The organism is Neobacillus sp. GCM10027624 (assembly GCF_042675345.1).
Taxonomy (GTDB): domain Bacteria; phylum Bacillota; class Bacilli; order Bacillales; family Cytobacillaceae; genus Neobacillus; species Neobacillus cucumis_D.
In genome coordinates this window covers 1-15,380 of sequence record NZ_JBHTHD010000017.1, presented here as the reverse complement: position 1 = coordinate 15,380, position 15,380 = coordinate 1, and the positions used below count along the sequence as shown (strand labels likewise).

14 protein-coding genes, 14 tRNA genes and 1 rRNA gene are annotated in these 15,380 nt (G+C 43.7%); 5 read left to right on the top strand and 24 right to left on the bottom strand.

Annotated features, from left to right (window positions below):
• Positions 1-112 precede the first annotated feature (112 nt).
• Positions 113-880, bottom strand: coding sequence for a sulfite exporter TauE/SafE family protein (locus ACFQZ9_RS25090; protein WP_498946102.1), 768 nt, complete (start codon positions 878-880; stop codon positions 113-115).
• Between the two features lie 312 nt (positions 881-1,192).
• Between ACFQZ9_RS25090 and ACFQZ9_RS25085 the strand changes: the two genes are divergently transcribed.
• Positions 1,193-1,570, top strand: a complete 378-nt coding sequence (locus tag ACFQZ9_RS25085; protein ID WP_026574144.1) for a VOC family protein — start codon at positions 1,193-1,195, stop codon at positions 1,568-1,570.
• Positions 1,571-1,618: 48 nt separating this feature from the next.
• Here ACFQZ9_RS25085 and tkt read toward each other — a convergent pair whose 3' ends face one another.
• The 4 genes from tkt to ACFQZ9_RS25065 form a co-directional block, all read right to left on the bottom strand.
• Positions 1,619-3,655: a transketolase family protein gene (gene tkt, locus ACFQZ9_RS25080; RefSeq protein ID WP_498946100.1), complete on the bottom strand. Its 2,037-nt coding sequence runs from the start codon at positions 3,653-3,655 to the stop codon at positions 1,619-1,621.
• Positions 3,656-4,406: 751 nt separating this feature from the next.
• Entirely contained in the window at positions 4,407-5,768 is a 1,362-nt protein-coding gene (gene ulaA / locus ACFQZ9_RS25075) for a PTS ascorbate transporter subunit IIC (protein ID WP_498946099.1), read from the bottom strand.
• Positions 5,769-5,780: 12 nt separating this feature from the next.
• Entirely contained in the window at positions 5,781-6,056 is a 276-nt protein-coding gene (locus tag ACFQZ9_RS25070; protein ID WP_498946098.1) for a PTS sugar transporter subunit IIB, read from the bottom strand.
• Positions 6,057-6,068: 12 nt separating this feature from the next.
• Positions 6,069-6,512, bottom strand: coding sequence for a PTS sugar transporter subunit IIA (locus tag ACFQZ9_RS25065; RefSeq protein WP_198310657.1), 444 nt, complete (start codon positions 6,510-6,512; stop codon positions 6,069-6,071).
• A gap of 303 nt (positions 6,513-6,815) precedes the next feature.
• Between ACFQZ9_RS25065 and ACFQZ9_RS25060 the strand changes: the two genes are divergently transcribed.
• Positions 6,816-7,277 carry a VOC family protein gene (locus ACFQZ9_RS25060; protein WP_498946097.1) on the top strand — a complete coding sequence of 154 codons (462 nt, stop codon included), beginning with the start codon at positions 6,816-6,818 and terminating at the stop codon, positions 7,275-7,277.
• Between the two features lie 120 nt (positions 7,278-7,397).
• Here the strand turns inward: ACFQZ9_RS25060 and ACFQZ9_RS25055 are convergent, their stop codons facing one another.
• Positions 7,398-7,904 carry a CBO0543 family protein gene (locus ACFQZ9_RS25055; RefSeq protein ID WP_498946095.1) on the bottom strand — a complete coding sequence of 169 codons (507 nt, stop codon included), beginning with the start codon at positions 7,902-7,904 and terminating at the stop codon, positions 7,398-7,400.
• A gap of 299 nt (positions 7,905-8,203) precedes the next feature.
• Positions 8,204-8,758 (bottom strand): general stress protein, encoded by a 555-nt coding sequence (locus ACFQZ9_RS25050; RefSeq protein WP_498946094.1) that lies wholly within the window; start codon positions 8,756-8,758, stop codon positions 8,204-8,206.
• Positions 8,759-9,229: 471 nt separating this feature from the next.
• On the opposite strand from ACFQZ9_RS25050, the gene ACFQZ9_RS25045 reads away from it, so the two are divergent.
• The gene (locus ACFQZ9_RS25045) at positions 9,230-9,790 is read left to right on the top strand and encodes a DUF6241 domain-containing protein (protein ID WP_498946093.1); all 561 of its coding nucleotides are present in this window, start codon (positions 9,230-9,232) and stop codon (positions 9,788-9,790) included.
• A gap of 56 nt (positions 9,791-9,846) precedes the next feature.
• Here the strand turns inward: ACFQZ9_RS25045 and ACFQZ9_RS25040 are convergent, their stop codons facing one another.
• Positions 9,847-10,902, bottom strand: coding sequence for a DUF5776 domain-containing protein (locus tag ACFQZ9_RS25040; protein WP_498946091.1), 1,056 nt, complete (start codon positions 10,900-10,902; stop codon positions 9,847-9,849).
• Positions 10,903-11,040: 138 nt separating this feature from the next.
• On the bottom strand, positions 11,041-11,460 hold the full coding sequence (locus ACFQZ9_RS25035; RefSeq protein ID WP_498946089.1) for a VanZ family protein: 420 nt from the start codon (positions 11,458-11,460) through the stop codon (positions 11,041-11,043).
• 286 nt (positions 11,461-11,746) lie between these two features.
• Between ACFQZ9_RS25035 and ACFQZ9_RS25030 the strand changes: the two genes are divergently transcribed.
• Positions 11,747-12,085 (top strand): hypothetical protein, encoded by a 339-nt coding sequence (locus tag ACFQZ9_RS25030; protein ID WP_498946087.1) that lies wholly within the window; start codon positions 11,747-11,749, stop codon positions 12,083-12,085.
• A gap of 290 nt (positions 12,086-12,375) precedes the next feature.
• On the top strand, positions 12,376-13,335 hold the full coding sequence (locus ACFQZ9_RS25025; RefSeq protein ID WP_498946085.1) for a S8 family peptidase: 960 nt from the start codon (positions 12,376-12,378) through the stop codon (positions 13,333-13,335).
• 114 nt (positions 13,336-13,449) lie between these two features.
• On the opposite strand, the gene ACFQZ9_RS25020 is transcribed toward ACFQZ9_RS25025, so the two are convergent.
• The 15 genes from ACFQZ9_RS25020 to rrf all read right to left on the bottom strand — a co-directional run.
• Positions 13,450-13,523 (bottom strand) — tRNA-Arg (locus ACFQZ9_RS25020).
• Between the two features lie 46 nt (positions 13,524-13,569).
• A tRNA-Asn gene (locus ACFQZ9_RS25015) sits at positions 13,570-13,644 on the bottom strand.
• A gap of 44 nt (positions 13,645-13,688) precedes the next feature.
• A tRNA-Ile gene (locus ACFQZ9_RS25010) sits at positions 13,689-13,765 on the bottom strand.
• A 15-nt stretch (positions 13,766-13,780) separates the two neighbouring features.
• A tRNA-Tyr gene (locus tag ACFQZ9_RS25005) sits at positions 13,781-13,865 on the bottom strand.
• Positions 13,866-13,894: 29 nt separating this feature from the next.
• Positions 13,895-13,970 (bottom strand) — tRNA-Phe (locus tag ACFQZ9_RS25000).
• A 172-nt stretch (positions 13,971-14,142) separates the two neighbouring features.
• Positions 14,143-14,219 (bottom strand) — tRNA-Asp (locus tag ACFQZ9_RS24995).
• 3 nt (positions 14,220-14,222) lie between these two features.
• A tRNA-Met gene (locus ACFQZ9_RS24990) sits at positions 14,223-14,296 on the bottom strand.
• Between the two features lie 207 nt (positions 14,297-14,503).
• Positions 14,504-14,596: transfer RNA gene (locus tag ACFQZ9_RS24985), tRNA-Ser, on the bottom strand.
• A gap of 36 nt (positions 14,597-14,632) precedes the next feature.
• Positions 14,633-14,709, bottom strand: a tRNA-Pro gene (locus ACFQZ9_RS24980).
• 6 nt (positions 14,710-14,715) lie between these two features.
• Positions 14,716-14,792: transfer RNA gene (locus tag ACFQZ9_RS24975), tRNA-Arg, on the bottom strand.
• Between the two features lie 11 nt (positions 14,793-14,803).
• Positions 14,804-14,879 (bottom strand) — tRNA-Lys (locus tag ACFQZ9_RS24970).
• 79 nt (positions 14,880-14,958) lie between these two features.
• Positions 14,959-15,034 (bottom strand) — tRNA-Thr (locus ACFQZ9_RS24965).
• Positions 15,035-15,074: 40 nt separating this feature from the next.
• Positions 15,075-15,150: transfer RNA gene (locus tag ACFQZ9_RS24960), tRNA-Val, on the bottom strand.
• A gap of 39 nt (positions 15,151-15,189) precedes the next feature.
• Positions 15,190-15,264 (bottom strand) — tRNA-Glu (locus ACFQZ9_RS24955).
• A 45-nt stretch (positions 15,265-15,309) separates the two neighbouring features.
• A 5S ribosomal RNA gene (rrf, locus tag ACFQZ9_RS24950) occupies positions 15,310-15,380 on the bottom strand; the annotation flags it as partial.

Here is a 15,380-nt window from a genome sequence, read left to right as displayed (position 1 = left end):
TAGTTTCTAAACTATATTTGGTCATAATTAAAAACTGCACCTCCAATTGTTATTTGTGTCTAACAATTGGGGTGCAGTTCATTCATAGAGGTCCTCTTTTTCGTAAAAAAACTTAATGAAAATAATCAAACGCATTTTTCGCCAGCAATAAAAAAGTGACGGTAATGAACAGAGCGCGGACGTAGCCGCTTCCTCTTTTAATCGCGAATCTCGAGCCGACAATCGAACCCGCAATTTGAGCAATTCCCATCGGAATCCCATAAGCATAATTGACTTGCCCCAAGAACATAAACATAATCAGGGCTGCAATATTACTGCCAAAGTTTAAAAACTTCGCATTACCAGCCGCCTTCAAAAAATCAAAACCGATCATTAAAAAGGCAAACATTAAAAAGGAACCAGTCCCCGGTCCAAGAAATCCATCATAAAAACCAATCGCAAAAATAGCAAAGATAAAAAGGGCCATGTGCTGGAAGGATAATTTTCTAACGCTGGAAATACTGCCCCAATCCTTTTTGAAAATGGTATAAATCGCAACAGCCGCAAGCATGACCAGCATCAGCGGCTTCAGCAATTCCGGATTCATCAAATGAACCGTCCAAGCGCCGATCATCGAGCCAATAAACGTGAGCGGAAATAGCTTATATACGGATTTTATATCAAGCTTGCCGGAACGATAAAACATAATTGTACTCGTCAACGAGCCAATCGTCCCAGCCAATTTATTCGTCGCAACCGCTGCCGCTGGCGATAAACCCGTAAACAATAACGCAGGCAACGCAATCAACCCGCCCCCGCCCACAACCGAATCAATAAAAGCCGCCAAAAACCCAAACACAACCAAAATAACCAACAACGTCGGATCAAAATGCAAAAACATCCAATCAACCTTTCAAATCTCAACTAGTAAAGTATTCGACAAAATTCAGGCGTTGCCTGTCACCACCCGGATTTTGTCGAACAATAAAATCACTGCTTTATTATAACAGTTTATCGATAGGCCAATCCATCTTTCCCTTTCTATTTAAATGGATTCATTCAACTTGCATCCTCTTAGGAGAATTAAGAAAATGTTTGGAAAAGGGTGCAATTTATTAAGAAAAATTACCTCCAAAAATCCGACGCCTAAATTGCTTTTGCCCTTTTGGGTTGGTAAACTAAACTCACCTAATATATAAAGGGGATTTTCTACATGATTAATAAAATTGGTAAAATAACGGTATATGTAAAAGATCAAGAAGAGGCAAAGGATTTTTGGATAAATAAGGTTGGTTTTGTGTTAAAAATGGAGCAGCCGATGGGACCGGATTTTTCTTGGATTGAGGTCGGCCCAAGCGAAGACGAATTTACTACTTTGGTTCTTTATGCGAAGGAAGCGATGGAGCAGCATGATCCATCGAAGGTCGCCCACCCATCGATTCTATTTAGCACAACCGATATCGAATCTGCTTATGAAAAAATGAAACAAAATGGTGTTCAGGTGGACGAAATGATGCGCATGCCATTTGGAACGATGTTCTCCTTTAAGGACCAGGATGGAAATGATTATTTGTTGAGAGAAGATAAATAGGGTACGTCAAAAAGGAGAAGTGCTATTAACACTTCTCCTTTTTTAGCATTATCGTGGTGGTTTCTTGGGGTTAACCAATCTTTGGTCCGTCTCCAACATTTCCAAAAGTTGCGAAACAATTTTTTCAACGGTAAAACCGCGCATTTCTACCAACTGCACCCCCTTACCCGATGACCCAAAATCATCGACTCCAATCACTTTCCCTTTCCTGCCAACATATTTATGCCAACCAAGCGAAGATCCCATCTCCACTGCCATCCGTACATCAATCGAATCCGGAAGCACCTGGTCTTTATAGTCCTTTGACTGTTTTTCAAAAAGATCCCACGATGGGAAACTGACTACAGATACCTCAATCCCTTTTTCAGCCAAAACCTTTTGCGCCCCTAACAAAAGCTGCACCTCTGACCCGGAGCCCATCAACAAGGCTTCCGCATCACCTTTTGCCTCCGACAAAACATATGCACCTTTTTCCACACCATTTTTCCCTAAATGGGCTGTACCTTCGAGAATCGGTAAATCTTGGCGTGACAACACAAGAACAGTCGGTCGCTCTCGTTCCTTCACCGCTGCCTTCCACGCAAATGCCGTTTCATTCGCATCTGCGGGCCGAATCACCGACAACCTGGGAATCGCACGAAGGGATAGCAGCTGCTCCACCGGCTGATGCGTCGGGCCATCTTCGCCAACAGCAAGGCTATCATGAGTAAAAACATACGTGACCGGGACGCCCATTAAGGCGGATAACCTTAGTGCCGGACGCAGATAATCGGAAAAAACAAAATACGTGCTAACAAAAGGCCGTACACCAAAGTGTAGCGCCATCCCATTTGCAGTCGCGGCCATCGCAAATTCGCGGACACCAAAGTGAACATTACGGCCTTCATAGTGTCCCGCTCGGAAATCGCCGCCGCCATTAATCTTGCCCTTAGTAGAAGACGCCAAGTCTGCAGAACCTCCAAAAAACTCCGGTAACCGCTGCGTGAGAACTTCCAGGACCTGATTGGAGGCAATCCGTGTCGCCATTTTTCCCCCTGCATCGTAAAGTGGAAGTGCCGAGTACCATTCTTCTGGTAAATCTCCTTTGATAATCCGTTCAAATTGAGCCGCAAGTGTCGGGTATTCCTCTTTATAGGTTTGAAAAAGTTGAATCCATTCTCTTTCTTTTTGCTTTCCTTGCTCCTTTATGGCCTGAAAAAATTCATAGACTTTGTCAGGGACGTGAAATTCCTCAGTGGAAACCAAACGGTAAAAGGCTTTAGCAGCAGAAGCTTCATCCTTGCCAAGTGGTGCACCATGAGCAACACTTTTTCCCGCCTTATTGGGAGCCCCGTATCCAATAATCGTCCTAACCTGAATAAGCGTCGGACGTTCGGTTTCCAGTCTAGCCGCTTCCATAGCACTTTCGATTGCCCCCACGTTATTGCCGTTTTCAACATGGAGAACCTGCCATCCATAGGCTTCAAATCGCCCGCCAACATTTTCCGTAAACGAAAGGTCTGTCTCGCCATCCAGAGACGTCCCATTCGAATCATACATCACAATGAGGCGTCCAAGCTTTAAGTGGCCGGCCAAGGATGCGGCTTCACCCGAAACACCTTCCATCAAGTCACCATCGCCGCAAATACAGTAGCTAAAATGATCAACAATCGGATAGCCGGCTCGGTTATATACGGCCGACAAGTGCCGCTCTGCCATGGCAATCCCGACGGCCATCGCCACCCCTTGCCCAAGCGGCCCTGTTGTGGCTTCTACTCCCGGGGTATGGTTGTATTCAGGATGGCCGGGTGTGCGGCTGCCAAACTGGCGAAATTTTTTCAAATCATCAAGCGTCAAATCAAATCCGGATAGATGCAAAAGGCTGTATAACAGCATCGATCCATGCCCCGATGATAAAATGAAGCGGTCACGATTGAACCATTTTGGATGTTCAGGATTTTGCTTTAAAAATTTTGTCCACAGAGTAAAAGCCATCGGGGCAGCGCCCATCGGCATCCCCGGATGTCCGGATTGGGCGCGCTCCACACTATCAATGGCAAGCGTTCGAATCGTATTGATGGCAAGCTGCTGAATCGGTGAATTCAATGCTTACATCCTTTCTACAATTAGTTTACTAGATAGGTATGACTTTTTTGGAAAAAGCAACCTATTACTTAGCTTTAAGGGTGTTTTAGCGCTATCAAATTTTTTTTTGCCCACTAGACCTCTTTTTAAATAGTTACGGGCACTATTTAACCTCATAGTGTCCGCTCAATCTTTTTTCTCACCACTGCGGGCACTATCCAACCCTCATAGCGCCCGTTCAAACTCTTTTTCCACCATCCCGGGCACTATCCACCTTCCATAGTTCCCGCGCAAACTCTTTTTCCTCAAATTCGGGCACGATCATACCCCCATAGTGCCCGCTCTACCTCTTTTTCCACCATCTCGGGCACCATCCACCTTCCATAGCGCCCGCGCAAACTCTTTTTCCTCAAATTCGGGCACTATCCAACCCGCATAGTTCCCGCTCTACCTCTTTTTCCACCATCCCGGGCACTATCAACCTTCCATAGTGCCCACGCAAACTCTTTTTCCTCAAATTCGGGCACTATCCAACCCCCATAGTGCCCGCTCTACCTCTTTTTCCACCATCCCGGGCACCATCAACCTTCCATAGTGCCCGCGCAAACTCTTTTTCCTCAACTTTGGGCACTATCCAACCCCCATAGTGCCCGCTCTACCTCTTTTTCCACCATCACGGGCACTATCCACTTTCCATAGCGCCCGCGCAAACTCTTTTCCCTCAACTTCGGGCACTATACAATCCCCATCACACCCGCTCAGCCTCATACCATCAAGCCCCTGCATCACCTTTATTCGTCTTAACCGAAAGAAAACTTGCAAAGGCAATCAAGACGCCGCAGACAATCACTGTTAAAGCATAAAAACCGCCGACACCAATCTTCGCCATAGCTCCGGCAAGAATCCCGACCCAGCCGAAATCGGTATCACCGAACGTCGTATTCGACAATCCAAGCGACCCTAAGAAAGATAAAAGTAAAGCCGGAATCAGCGTGATTAAAAAGCCATTAATCAACGCGCCAATTACAGCACCACGACGACCGCCAGTTGCATTTCCGAAAACCCCCGCAGTCCCCCCGTCAAAGAAATGCGGTACCATCCCCGGAATAATCAGCGCCAAACCAAGCGGCCCCATCAAGAACATCCCGATAATCCCGCCAATCAAACTTGAAATAAATCCAACAATGACAGCGGTCGGAGCAAACGTAAACGTCGTCGGACAATCAAGAGCCGGCAGCGCATTTGGCACAATTTTATTCGCAATCCCTTGGAAAGCAGGAACAAGCTCCGCAAGAATCATCCGGACCCCCATGAGGACAACGGCAATTCCAGCACCGAAGGTAAGCGCTTGCACTACAACATACACAATATAATTTTTACCACCCGTAAAATCCTTCAGTGCATCAGGACCGGCAACAAGTGCAAGAATCAAGTACATCACAATCATCGTTAATGTGGTCATGACCAGCGAATCGCGCAAGAAACCGAGATTTTTCGGAACCTTGATCTCTTCCGTCGTCCGGCTATTTTTTCCGGTGGCTTTCCCAACCAACGCCGAAATGATATAGCCTAAAGTATTAAAATGACCAAGCGCAAATGGCGCATTTCCGGTTACTTTTTTCATAAAAGGATGAACGAGCGCAGGCATAATCGTGCTGACCGTACCAAGGAATATCGCTCCAAGGATGGCCTGGTTCACGCCCGTAATCCCTGCACTGCCCAGCACAACTGCTAAAACGGTTGCCATAAAAAATAAATGATGACCAGTTAAAAAAATAAACTTAGCAGGTGTGAAGCGGGCTAGGAGCAGGTTGACAACAAAACCGAGGGCCATAATAATCGCAGTCTGCGCACCAAAGCTTTTTTGCGCAATTGCCACAATCGCTTCGTTCGTCGGTACCACTCCGTGCAAATTGAACCCTGCTTGAACCATCGCGCCAAGAGGATTCAGTGCGCCGATAATAATTCCGGCGCCGCCACCGAGGATCAAAAACCCAATAATCGTCTTCAGTGTTCCAGTAATCGTATCACTTAATGATTTTTTCAAGGCAATTAAGCCGATCAGAGCCATAAAACCCACAAGGATCGCAGCATTGCTTAAAATCTCATCCACAATAAAATGTAACACAGCCATTTTCGTTCCCCCTTATTTTGATAAAATTGGGATCAGCTTTTGTTTCATTTCATTTTTGTCCACGTAATTTTTTACCGTCACAATCGGGATGTTCATTCCAGATAAAAGCTCCGAAAATTCAGCAGAGGTCACAATGACATCCGCCGGCTCGGCTTTGGCCGAACTAATATCCGACGTTGTAACGCTTGCGGCAATGCCTGCTTCCCTGAGCACCGCTTCAATCGTCATCCTTAACACCATGCTGCTGCCAAAGCCCATGCCGCATACAGCTAAAATTTTCATGATCATCCCCCCTTTCCTTTATGCTCCATGTAAAACAGATAACACTTCTTCTGGCGTTGAAGTCGACATGATCTGAGCAACCTTCTCCTCGTCTGCAAGGAGCGTGATTAATTGAGACAAAGCTTGCAAATGCTGTTCATGGTCGATGGCAGCCAATACAATGACAAGCCTGACCTGATGCTCCTCCTTATCCGAAAAACTCACTGGATTTTCCAAACAAAGCATACTCATCGCTAATCTTTTGACCCCTTGCTCAGGGCGGGCGTGCGGAATCGCAATCTGCGGGACAATTACAATATAGGGGCCAAGCGTCTTGACATTATCAATCATCGACTGCACGTACCCTCCAGTCACGGATCCGTCTGCCACCAAAGGGTTCGAAGCTGCACGAATCGCCTCCTCCCAATCCCCAACCCTTGACCTAACCTGAACCGTCTTCTCCGTCAACAGCACATCCAACATCCGCATCTTAACTCCTTAAAAAATTTAAAAACAACAACCTCACAGATACCTGTCTCCTAGACAATCACAGGCCTAGAACCCAACAAAAAAACAAAACCCCCTCCCTCCTTTACTGGCTTAAAAAACAGACATCTGTTAATCTCAATTTATTGTGGAAAGAATGGGAATAGTACTATCCAACCCATTTGACAAAACTCGGGCGGTGCCTGTCACCACCCGAATTTTGTCGAAACCATATTAATAATTTAATCTATTAAAAAAACTATAGGTTTATCCCTCAAATCTAGTTAGGAGTTGAATGGTTTGATTCAATATAAGGAGCTTCATCATGTGAGTTTAACGGTTTCAGATTTAGTGAGAGCAAAGGATTTTTATAGCAGGATTTTATGTTTACCGGAGTTACCACGCCCAAATTTTGACTTTTCGGGGGCATGGTATAGAATTGGGCAGCAGCAGCAGCTCCATCTCATTGTTCTTCCCGAATCCCAAACGATTCGCCAAGAAAAATACGTGAGCAGCCGGGAGGGCCACTTTGCTTTGAGAGTGGAAAACTACCAAGATACGCTAAACTGGTTGAAGAAAAATGGCGTGGAAATTCTAGAAAAGCCCAACAGCAAAAGTGGGTTTGCACAAATATTCTGCGCGGATCCCGATGGCAACTTAATTGAACTCAATGTGGACCAAAAGGATATAGAGATAGCAAAGAGACTTGGGGACAGTTCTTCTTCAAGTGGCTACGCTAAAGGGAGGACAATAGATTTTTGAAGGAATACCTTATAGGGAATTAACTACCCTCTAGTCGTTTTTTCACAAACTCACCAATGGCCGCTTTCCAGCAGGAAGTGTCCATTGGTTAACTGAGGTTTCCGATGCTGGCACCAGCGCCTATCTAAAATAGCCAAACACATACAAATAGAGTAAGGTAAAGAAAAAGGATAGGATGATTGCCCATATTGGCTTTTTAAAATGTAATCTCAGCATGATGAACATAGTAAAATCAAACAATACAGACCAGCCTAAATTCCAGCCATGATCATAGCGAACATGCTGGAAACGATATAGTACCACTTCACCCACAATAAAAAATACAACCCATTTCACAATATAAAAAGCCTTTTTCCAAAATGTCCCTTCAGGAAAATGAGATAAGTAAAGAAAAGCAGCTAATGTGTTTACAATGAAAACATGCCATAAGAAGATCCCCATATGACTTTTAAAGAAAAAGTCTTGAGAATCAAAACTCCATAGTGGAAATTTGCTAGAAGCAAAGAATTTGTATAAAAGATTCGCACTCACAATATACAAGATGGTTGGATAATATCGTTGCCATTCCTTCCAGTTTGCCCATCTCAATGAAGCTGCTATTAGCAATAATCCAATCGTAAAATGCATGTGAGAACTCTTCCTTCCGTGAACACCCTATGCAATAAACTCGCATTTACATAATGATGAATTTATTTATTATGTTTTCAAACACCGATTCATTCAATTTCCAATCTCTCAAACTATCATCAAGTTAATTTGGAAAAATTATAACAAATGGAAAGTAGATTCCAGTTTGTTGTCACAAAACTGTAAAAATTTTAGAATCCTTTTACCTAATACAGTCGCCACCATTTACTACCAAATAACTATTTTTAACAAACAAAAAGGAAATTGCCGAAAATAGCAATTTCCTTTTAATAAGAATTCTAGTATCGATTTGCTGGGTCCACCCGAGTCAGCGGAGCATTGGGTGAATCATTTCCAATCATATTCCTGCCTGTAACATCTTGATAGACGTCTGCCCCAAAACCTGCACGATCTTCCCGGCGCTCCACGACCACAAGAAATTTACCGTCTTTCACATAGTCTTCATAGCGCTCTGCTTCCTCCTCGGGGATCCCCATTCCAATCAATGCCCCCGTCAGACCGCCCACTCCTGCACCGAAAACGGCCCCGGTCAGCGTTGCCGCAATCGGACCTGCAGCAATAAGCGGTCCAATCCCTGGTATCGCTAGAGCACCCATTCCCGCCAACAAACCAACCATGCCGCCAAGTGCACCACCGGTTGCTGCCCCGGCTGCAAGACCATCTTCCGTTTTCGTACCCGTCGCATCATTGATTGCCGTTACATCCTCTCTATTCTTACCAATGACCGAAATTTCCTCTGCCGTATACCCCTGACGTTTGAGATCCTCAACCGCCCGAATCGCCTCGTGCTCCGTATCGTAAACTCCTACCAAATGCTTTTCATGTTTAAACATTGAAATCCCTCCTCTTGTTTACTTACACTACCCGCCTTGAGAAAGAATGAAACATGTCAGGACTCATTCGACACACTTCTGCAAAAATTCATTCAATCAACCCTTTGATAAAAACCCCGACAATCCCTTTTGAAAAACGAACTTCTTGTAGTTTCCGGGGAAATTTTTTGTCGATAAAAAAGCCCTTATTTCCTTACAAAGCTCCAATCCTGACGAAAAATAAAATCATTCTACATACTTTGACCAGTTCTCCAAAATTCGTTATCCAATCAAACGTTTGATTAGCTTCAAAGCAAACCGTTATGAAGTAAGACATTTCCCCTTCAAAGCTTTAAAACAATTGTCGAAGGATGGTATGTCAGAAATTAGGACAGTCGCAGCTCTACTATTTTTCTATCAAACATATAGCTAGTACACCTCCTATTTTTTTGTTAAGTTAGAATTATCCAACTGTTTTTAGGAGGGATTCTATTGAAAAAAGGTTTAAGCTTAACGACGACCATGATATTGGCTTTTCTTTTCATCGGGGGAATTGCAGTATATAAAGTCATGAACAATGCATCAGAATATGAAAGAAAACATACAGTGGAAACCACTGCTGTTGCGAAAAAGGATGCGGCAAAGGAGAAGAAAGAACAGACAGGCTATATTGGCGGGGTTCAATACGAAATTAAATTGAATAAAAGTAGTTCGCAAGAGGCTGTGATTGAGGTCATGCACAAGATGACCCACCAAAAAGTGAAGGCCAAAGAAAAATGGGGTGCCGTCCCGATGATTCCGGATACTATTAACCAAGTTTACAACATAGTGAAAAACAGCAATTTCGAGCTAAAAAGCGACCTACTAGCCATACTAGAGAAATGGAAAAAGGGGAATTTTGAAGAAATAGCCGAAGACCATAACTATTTCTGGCAGCAACAAGGCGGCACCGTCGGCAAAGCATACGGAACAATGACTGCAGCAGAAGAAAAAACCTTCATCCTCAACAACTTCAGCGATGAAATAGCAAAAGAAGCGAATGCTAAGCCATAACTCCTTTTCGACAAAAATCGAGTGGTGCCAGGCACCACTCGATTTTTGTCGAACAACTATAGAAACGGCCGTGTCACCCCTGCAATCACGTTCCGATGCGAATTCCTGATTGGCTGTAGCATGACCCGCGGCGGCCAGGATTCGATTACTTTGTTCTTTCCTAGATAAATCGCTACATGCCAGATGGTATGAGTGCCTGGTTGATAGTAGAAGATTAAATCACCGCGTTGTCGCTGGCTATAGGGCACATGTTTAAAATTCTTCGAGGCAAATAATTTCCGGCTGTTCCATTCGTTCCCCGGGTGTGCATGTTGAATACTCGATACAGGTACCGGATTAATCCCGGCAGCATACAAAGCCTGCGTTACCAATCCACTGCAGTCAAGTCCATACTTTGGAGACGAGGATGCCCCTACAATATAAGGGTTCCCCATATATTGATAAGCTTGCTTGATCATCGCTTCAATATGAGCAGAACGACCGTCCCAAGCATGTGCTTTTAGTGGCGCAATATAACGGTCGATACTATACCAAGAGCTTTCACTAAAGCCTAGCTTCTTCCAGGTTTCCACATCCATATTCCCGGTGACAGGCAATTTATGCTTCGCCTGAAAGCTTCGAACTGCATACCACGTTTTATTGTTATACTTCGCATACCCATGCGTTCCGATAATCCCCAATTCACGCATGACCTTCCAAGTTTTTACACCCTCAAAGCCGCGCGATAGATTATAGCCCACCTTCCCAGTCGGCTGAATTTGGTTGTATTGCACTTGATAGTAACGCTTCGGATTTTGATATCCTTTTGTTTTTACGACCTTTAACTTATTGGCGGTTACATATTTTCCGTTTGTTAACAGTAACCGTGGTTTGCCTTTTTCTGTTATTACCAAACGTTTTACATGTAAAAAAGTATCCTTCTTTTGTAAAGCAATCTTTTTGGTTAATTCAATGTCTTGATATGTATAGGTTGGAATTTTCACTTTTATAATGACCGGATTGCTTGTATAAAACGATACTTCCTCCGCATGCGCACCCGATTCGGATACAGCCATGCCAAATCCTAAAATGACAGCCGTTACTACTAAACTCTTAAACCACTTAATCTTCATGCATCTACCTCCCCCACTTGTACTCTATATGTTTATTATTGGAAAATTCACAATTCATCTTATCATACGATTAAAGCTCTTACAATGCCTTTAAGAATAGGGACACCCTTGAAAAAGGCAAGCAACCTCAACTCTCAATTAAGATCCAGCCGCTTTTCTCCACCTTCTAACCAAAAAAGTCATAAACAAAGCTAGAAACGCCCCGCCCCCATCAATCAATACATCTTTAAAGGAAGCCATTCTATCCGGCATAAAGGATTGATGCCATTCATCTGACATGGCATAGAGGAAGGCAGCAACCCAGGCAAAGAAATAAGCGAATCGATAGTTCCAAATCACCTGAAAAAATAAGAATGCCAGGATTCCAAACGCAGAAAAATGGCTTGCTTTCCTCATGATAAAATTCAGTTCATCTATCAACCCCTTACCTGCACCGGACACTTCATTTATCGCCGATGCAGTCCGTTCACCAGTAAAATAAGGAAGCTGCGTCACCAAAAAAATAATCACCATCCAGATCAACGCACCCACCAGCCACCATTTTTTATTGCCCTTCATTTATCTTCACTCCCAATTTATTGACGACATCCAATAACACCTTATTTTATCAGCAATATAAAAAACAAAAAAGGTACCTGATTGTGATTCATATAGATATTTACATATTCACATTTCACCGCTTTAAACTTTAACAGAATGGAGTCAGACCCCAAATTCGATTCTTTCCTTTTGTCCAGTTGCATATAGTCTATAAATACAAACTAAATCACCTCGTACCTTGCCGCTTTCATTCCAATTGCTGCTATATGTGTTGATCAATTCTTAGTAAAGGATGTGTGGATAAATGGATTTAAATTCTTTCATCAGGCTATACCAAGAATTTTTAAAGGAAAGTGAGCAAAAGGGGTGGGTGACCAAGGTTCTAATTGAAGAATTCGGAAATCATCTCGCTTCTATCAAAAATACCGAAGGAATCGAAGTGGAATTTTTTATTGAATTAGACTCAGATAATTATAAACAGGTGACTGGCAAAACGCATCAGGGTCAGCTGAATTATGGCGTGGTCAGACAGGAAGAAAAAGGAGATGCATTTGCGAAAGAAGTATTGGATGCATTTCATGAGTATTGGTCAAAACATTCCAGCAAACGTAAAACACTATTATTTCTCTATAATCCTAAATAATAGCTCTCCAAATGATAACAGACGGAGCTCATTCCCTTTTTTGAAAAATGAACTCCGTTTGTTGAATGACCCAATTCTCAAAAAAGCCTCTTTTTCATTCAACGAATTAAATTTCCACACCCTTCCGTCTATGAAAAAAACCTATCTCGCACCTTTTCTGCGCACAAAATAATAGGACATCCTTCCTGTATGGAAAATAATTCTATTTAACCTATTTATCCCTCTATCAAAATGATATGATTTCTCTAACACCAAGTTCTGACTTCAATTAAAAAATAGGAGGGATTTTTATGAAAGATGCTATCTATCTGATTCCCTACAAAATGATTGAGCAGTTAGAAAACGTGAACGAGATTCCAAAAGGTGTTGAGTTGATTCAAGCCCCCGAAATGTGGGAGCAATCAACCGGTAAAGGCATAACGGTAGCTATACTGGATACAGGCTGTGATACCGATCATCCCGACCTGCAAAACCGCATCATTGGCGGACGAAATTTTACACAAGATGATGGCGGAAATCCGGCCATATACGAAGATTACAACGGCCACGGCACACATGTGGCGGGTACGATTGCAGCAACAATAAACAACACAGGCGTAGCAGGCGTTGCTCCGGAAGCAAATCTTTTAATCTTAAAGGTTTTAGGAAAAGATGGCTCCGGGCAGTATGATTGGATCATTAACGCCATTCATTATGCCATCGAACAAAAAGTCGATATTATTTCGATGTCATTAGGCGGGCCTACAGATGTGAAAGAATTGCATGATGCAATTAAGGAAGCGGTGCTGAGCCATCAAATTCTTGTTGTATGTGCAGTGGGTAACGAGGGTGATGGAGATTCCTCAACCGATGAGTTTGCCTTCCCTGGCAGCTATAATGAAGTAATTAGTGTAGGGGCAGTTGACTTGAACCGGCATTCCTCTTATTTTACAAATTCCAACAATGAAGTGGACCTCGTAGCACCGGGTGAAAAAATTACTTCTACTTTTCTAAATGGAACGTATGCAACCCTGAGCGGCACATCGATGGCAACACCACATATTTCAGGGGCACTTGCCTTATTGAAAGATCTTTCTTCCAAGCAATTTGAAAGAGTGCTGACGGAACCTGAGCTGTATGCTCAATTGATAAAAAGAACGGTTCCATTAGGAAATTCACCGAAGGCCGAAGGAAACGGGTTGATCTATTTAACCCTATTAGATTTTATTAAAAAAGTTTATAAGCAACAGGATACGAATGTTTTGATATAAAAAATACGTCCCCTCTGAGTCTTATTTTTCAGAGGGGTTTTATTATTTATACAAAAATCTCCAAGTTATAAAAAAACGCTCAGACAATTGTCCAAGCGTTTTTCATAATGTTTACGCGCCTTAGAGGATTCGAACCTCTGACCGTACGCTTAGAAGGCGTATGCTCTATCCAGCTGAGCTAAAGGCGCATGATATTCATATTTTTAGGGCAACAATTTTCCCCTAAAAATAAAATGGCTCCGCAGGTAGGACTCGAACCTACGACCGATCGGTTAACAGCCGATTGCTCTACCACTGAGCTACTGCGGAACAATAAATAATATGGTTAGTTATTTTGCTATCGCAAAAAACTTTGGTGGGCCTAAATGGACTCGAACCATCGACCTCACGCTTATCAGGCGTGCGCTCTAACCAGCTGAGCTATAGGCCCTTATTAAAAACAAAATGGTGGAGGGGGACGGATTCGAACCGCCGAACCCTGAGGGAGCGGATTTACAGTCCGCCGCGTTTAGCCACTTCGCTACCCCTCCATATTAAAATAAAACAGCACTAAATTAAATGGTGGCTCAGGACGGAATCGAACCGCCGACACAAGGATTTTCAGTCCTTTGCTCTACCGACTGAGCTACTGAGCCATGTTAATTTATGTCCCCTACAACCATAAAGCTGTAAGTCCTTCGCCCCCATCTCAGAAAGCTTATTCAAGCAGCAGCTCGATGGGTCCGCTGATGCTTATTCTCTGAAGCTTATTCGGACGTGCTCTACCGACTGAGCTACTGAGCCACATCTTTCGATGAATATGTATTATGGCGGTCTGGACGGGACTCGAACCCGCGACCTCCTGCGTGACAGGCAGGCATTCTAACCAACTGAACTACCAGACCAAATTGCGGAGGCAGGATTTGAACCTGCGACCTTCGGGTTATGAGCCCGACGAGCTACCAGACTGCTCCACCCCGCGATAATAGAAAATATTAAGTTTGGATGATGCTCCAAGCTTAACGACCGCCCCGATTTCATAATGCTTATTCAAGAAGCGGTTCAATCGGTGCGCTGTGGATGATTCGAAGAAGCATATTCGAACGTGCTCCACCCCGCGATAATAAAAATGCTGAAGATGAAATTGNGCTCCACCCCGCGATAATAAAAATGCTGAAGATGAAATTGATGGCGGAGGAAGAGGGATTCGAACCCCCGCGCGGTTTAACCCGCCTGTCGGTTTTCAAGACCGATCCCTTCAGCCGGACTTGGGTATTCCTCCGTAAAAATAAAAAGTATATAGTTTAAAGCATTGGACTGGTCGGGAAGACAGGATTCGAACCTGCGACCCCTTGGTCCCAAACCAAGTGCTCTACCAAGCTGAGCTACTTCCCGATATTATGGCGCGCCCGAAAGGAGTCGAACCCATAACCTTTTGATCCGTAGTCAAACGCTCTATCCAATTGAGCTACGGGCGCATTGTTCTAAATGGTGAGCCATGAAGGACTCGAACCTTCGACCCTCTGATTAAAAGTCAGATGCTCTACCGACTGAGCTAATGGCTCTAAAAATATTCTTTTGCTTAAAATCCCTTCAGGATTTCTTGCATGCTTCCGCTAATGTCTTTCAGGGAAGTAAGAAACATGGTGCCGGCTAGAGGACTTGAACCCCCAACCTACTGATTACAAGTCAGTTGCTCTACCAATTGAGCTAAACCGGCACGTTTATTGAAGATTATTTTCACTTTCGTGAAAAAATCATGGTGGAGGATGACGGGATCGAACCGCCGACCCTCTGCTTGTAAGGCAGATGCTCTCCCAGCTGAGCTAATCCTCCATTATAATGACAATTATTTTTACTATCGTAAATAAACTTTGGTGACCCCTACGGGATTCGAACCCGTGTTACCGCCGTGAAAGGGCGGTGTCTTAACCGCTTGACCAAGGGGCCACTGTTTTAAAAATCATCAAAAATAATAGCCCCATAAAGGGCTTAGCCTGGCAACGTCCTACTCTCACAGGGGGACAGCCCCCAACTACCATCGGCGCTGAGAAGCTTAACTTCCG

Bases quoted from the DNA above. Each gene is read 5' to 3' on its own strand.
- ACFQZ9_RS25090 (WP_498946102.1), bottom strand. From the start codon at position 880: ATGTTTTTGCATTTTGATCCGACGTTGTTGGTTATTTTGGTTGTGTTT.
- ACFQZ9_RS25085 (WP_026574144.1), top strand. From the start codon at position 1,193: ATGATTAATAAAATTGGTAAAATAACGGTATATGTAAAAGATCAAGAA.
- ulaA (WP_498946099.1), bottom strand. From the start codon at position 5,768: ATGGCTGTGTTACATTTTATTGTGGATGAGATTTTAAGCAATGCTGCG.
- ACFQZ9_RS25070 (WP_498946098.1), bottom strand. From the start codon at position 6,056: ATGATCATGAAAATTTTAGCTGTATGCGGCATGGGCTTTGGCAGCAGC.
- ACFQZ9_RS25065 (WP_198310657.1), bottom strand. From the start codon at position 6,512: ATGTTGGATGTGCTGTTGACGGAGAAGACGGTTCAGGTTAGGTCAAGG.
- ACFQZ9_RS25055 (WP_498946095.1), bottom strand. From the start codon at position 7,904: ATGCATTTTACGATTGGATTATTGCTAATAGCAGCTTCATTGAGATGG.
- ACFQZ9_RS25050 (WP_498946094.1), bottom strand. From the start codon at position 8,758: ATGTTTAAACATGAAAAGCATTTGGTAGGAGTTTACGATACGGAGCAC.
- ACFQZ9_RS25040 (WP_498946091.1), bottom strand. From the start codon at position 10,902: ATGAAGATTAAGTGGTTTAAGAGTTTAGTAGTAACGGCTGTCATTTTA.
- ACFQZ9_RS25035 (WP_498946089.1), bottom strand. From the start codon at position 11,460: ATGAAGGGCAATAAAAAATGGTGGCTGGTGGGTGCGTTGATCTGGATG.
- ACFQZ9_RS25030 (WP_498946087.1), top strand. From the start codon at position 11,747: ATGGATTTAAATTCTTTCATCAGGCTATACCAAGAATTTTTAAAGGAA.
- ACFQZ9_RS25025 (WP_498946085.1), top strand. From the start codon at position 12,376: ATGAAAGATGCTATCTATCTGATTCCCTACAAAATGATTGAGCAGTTA.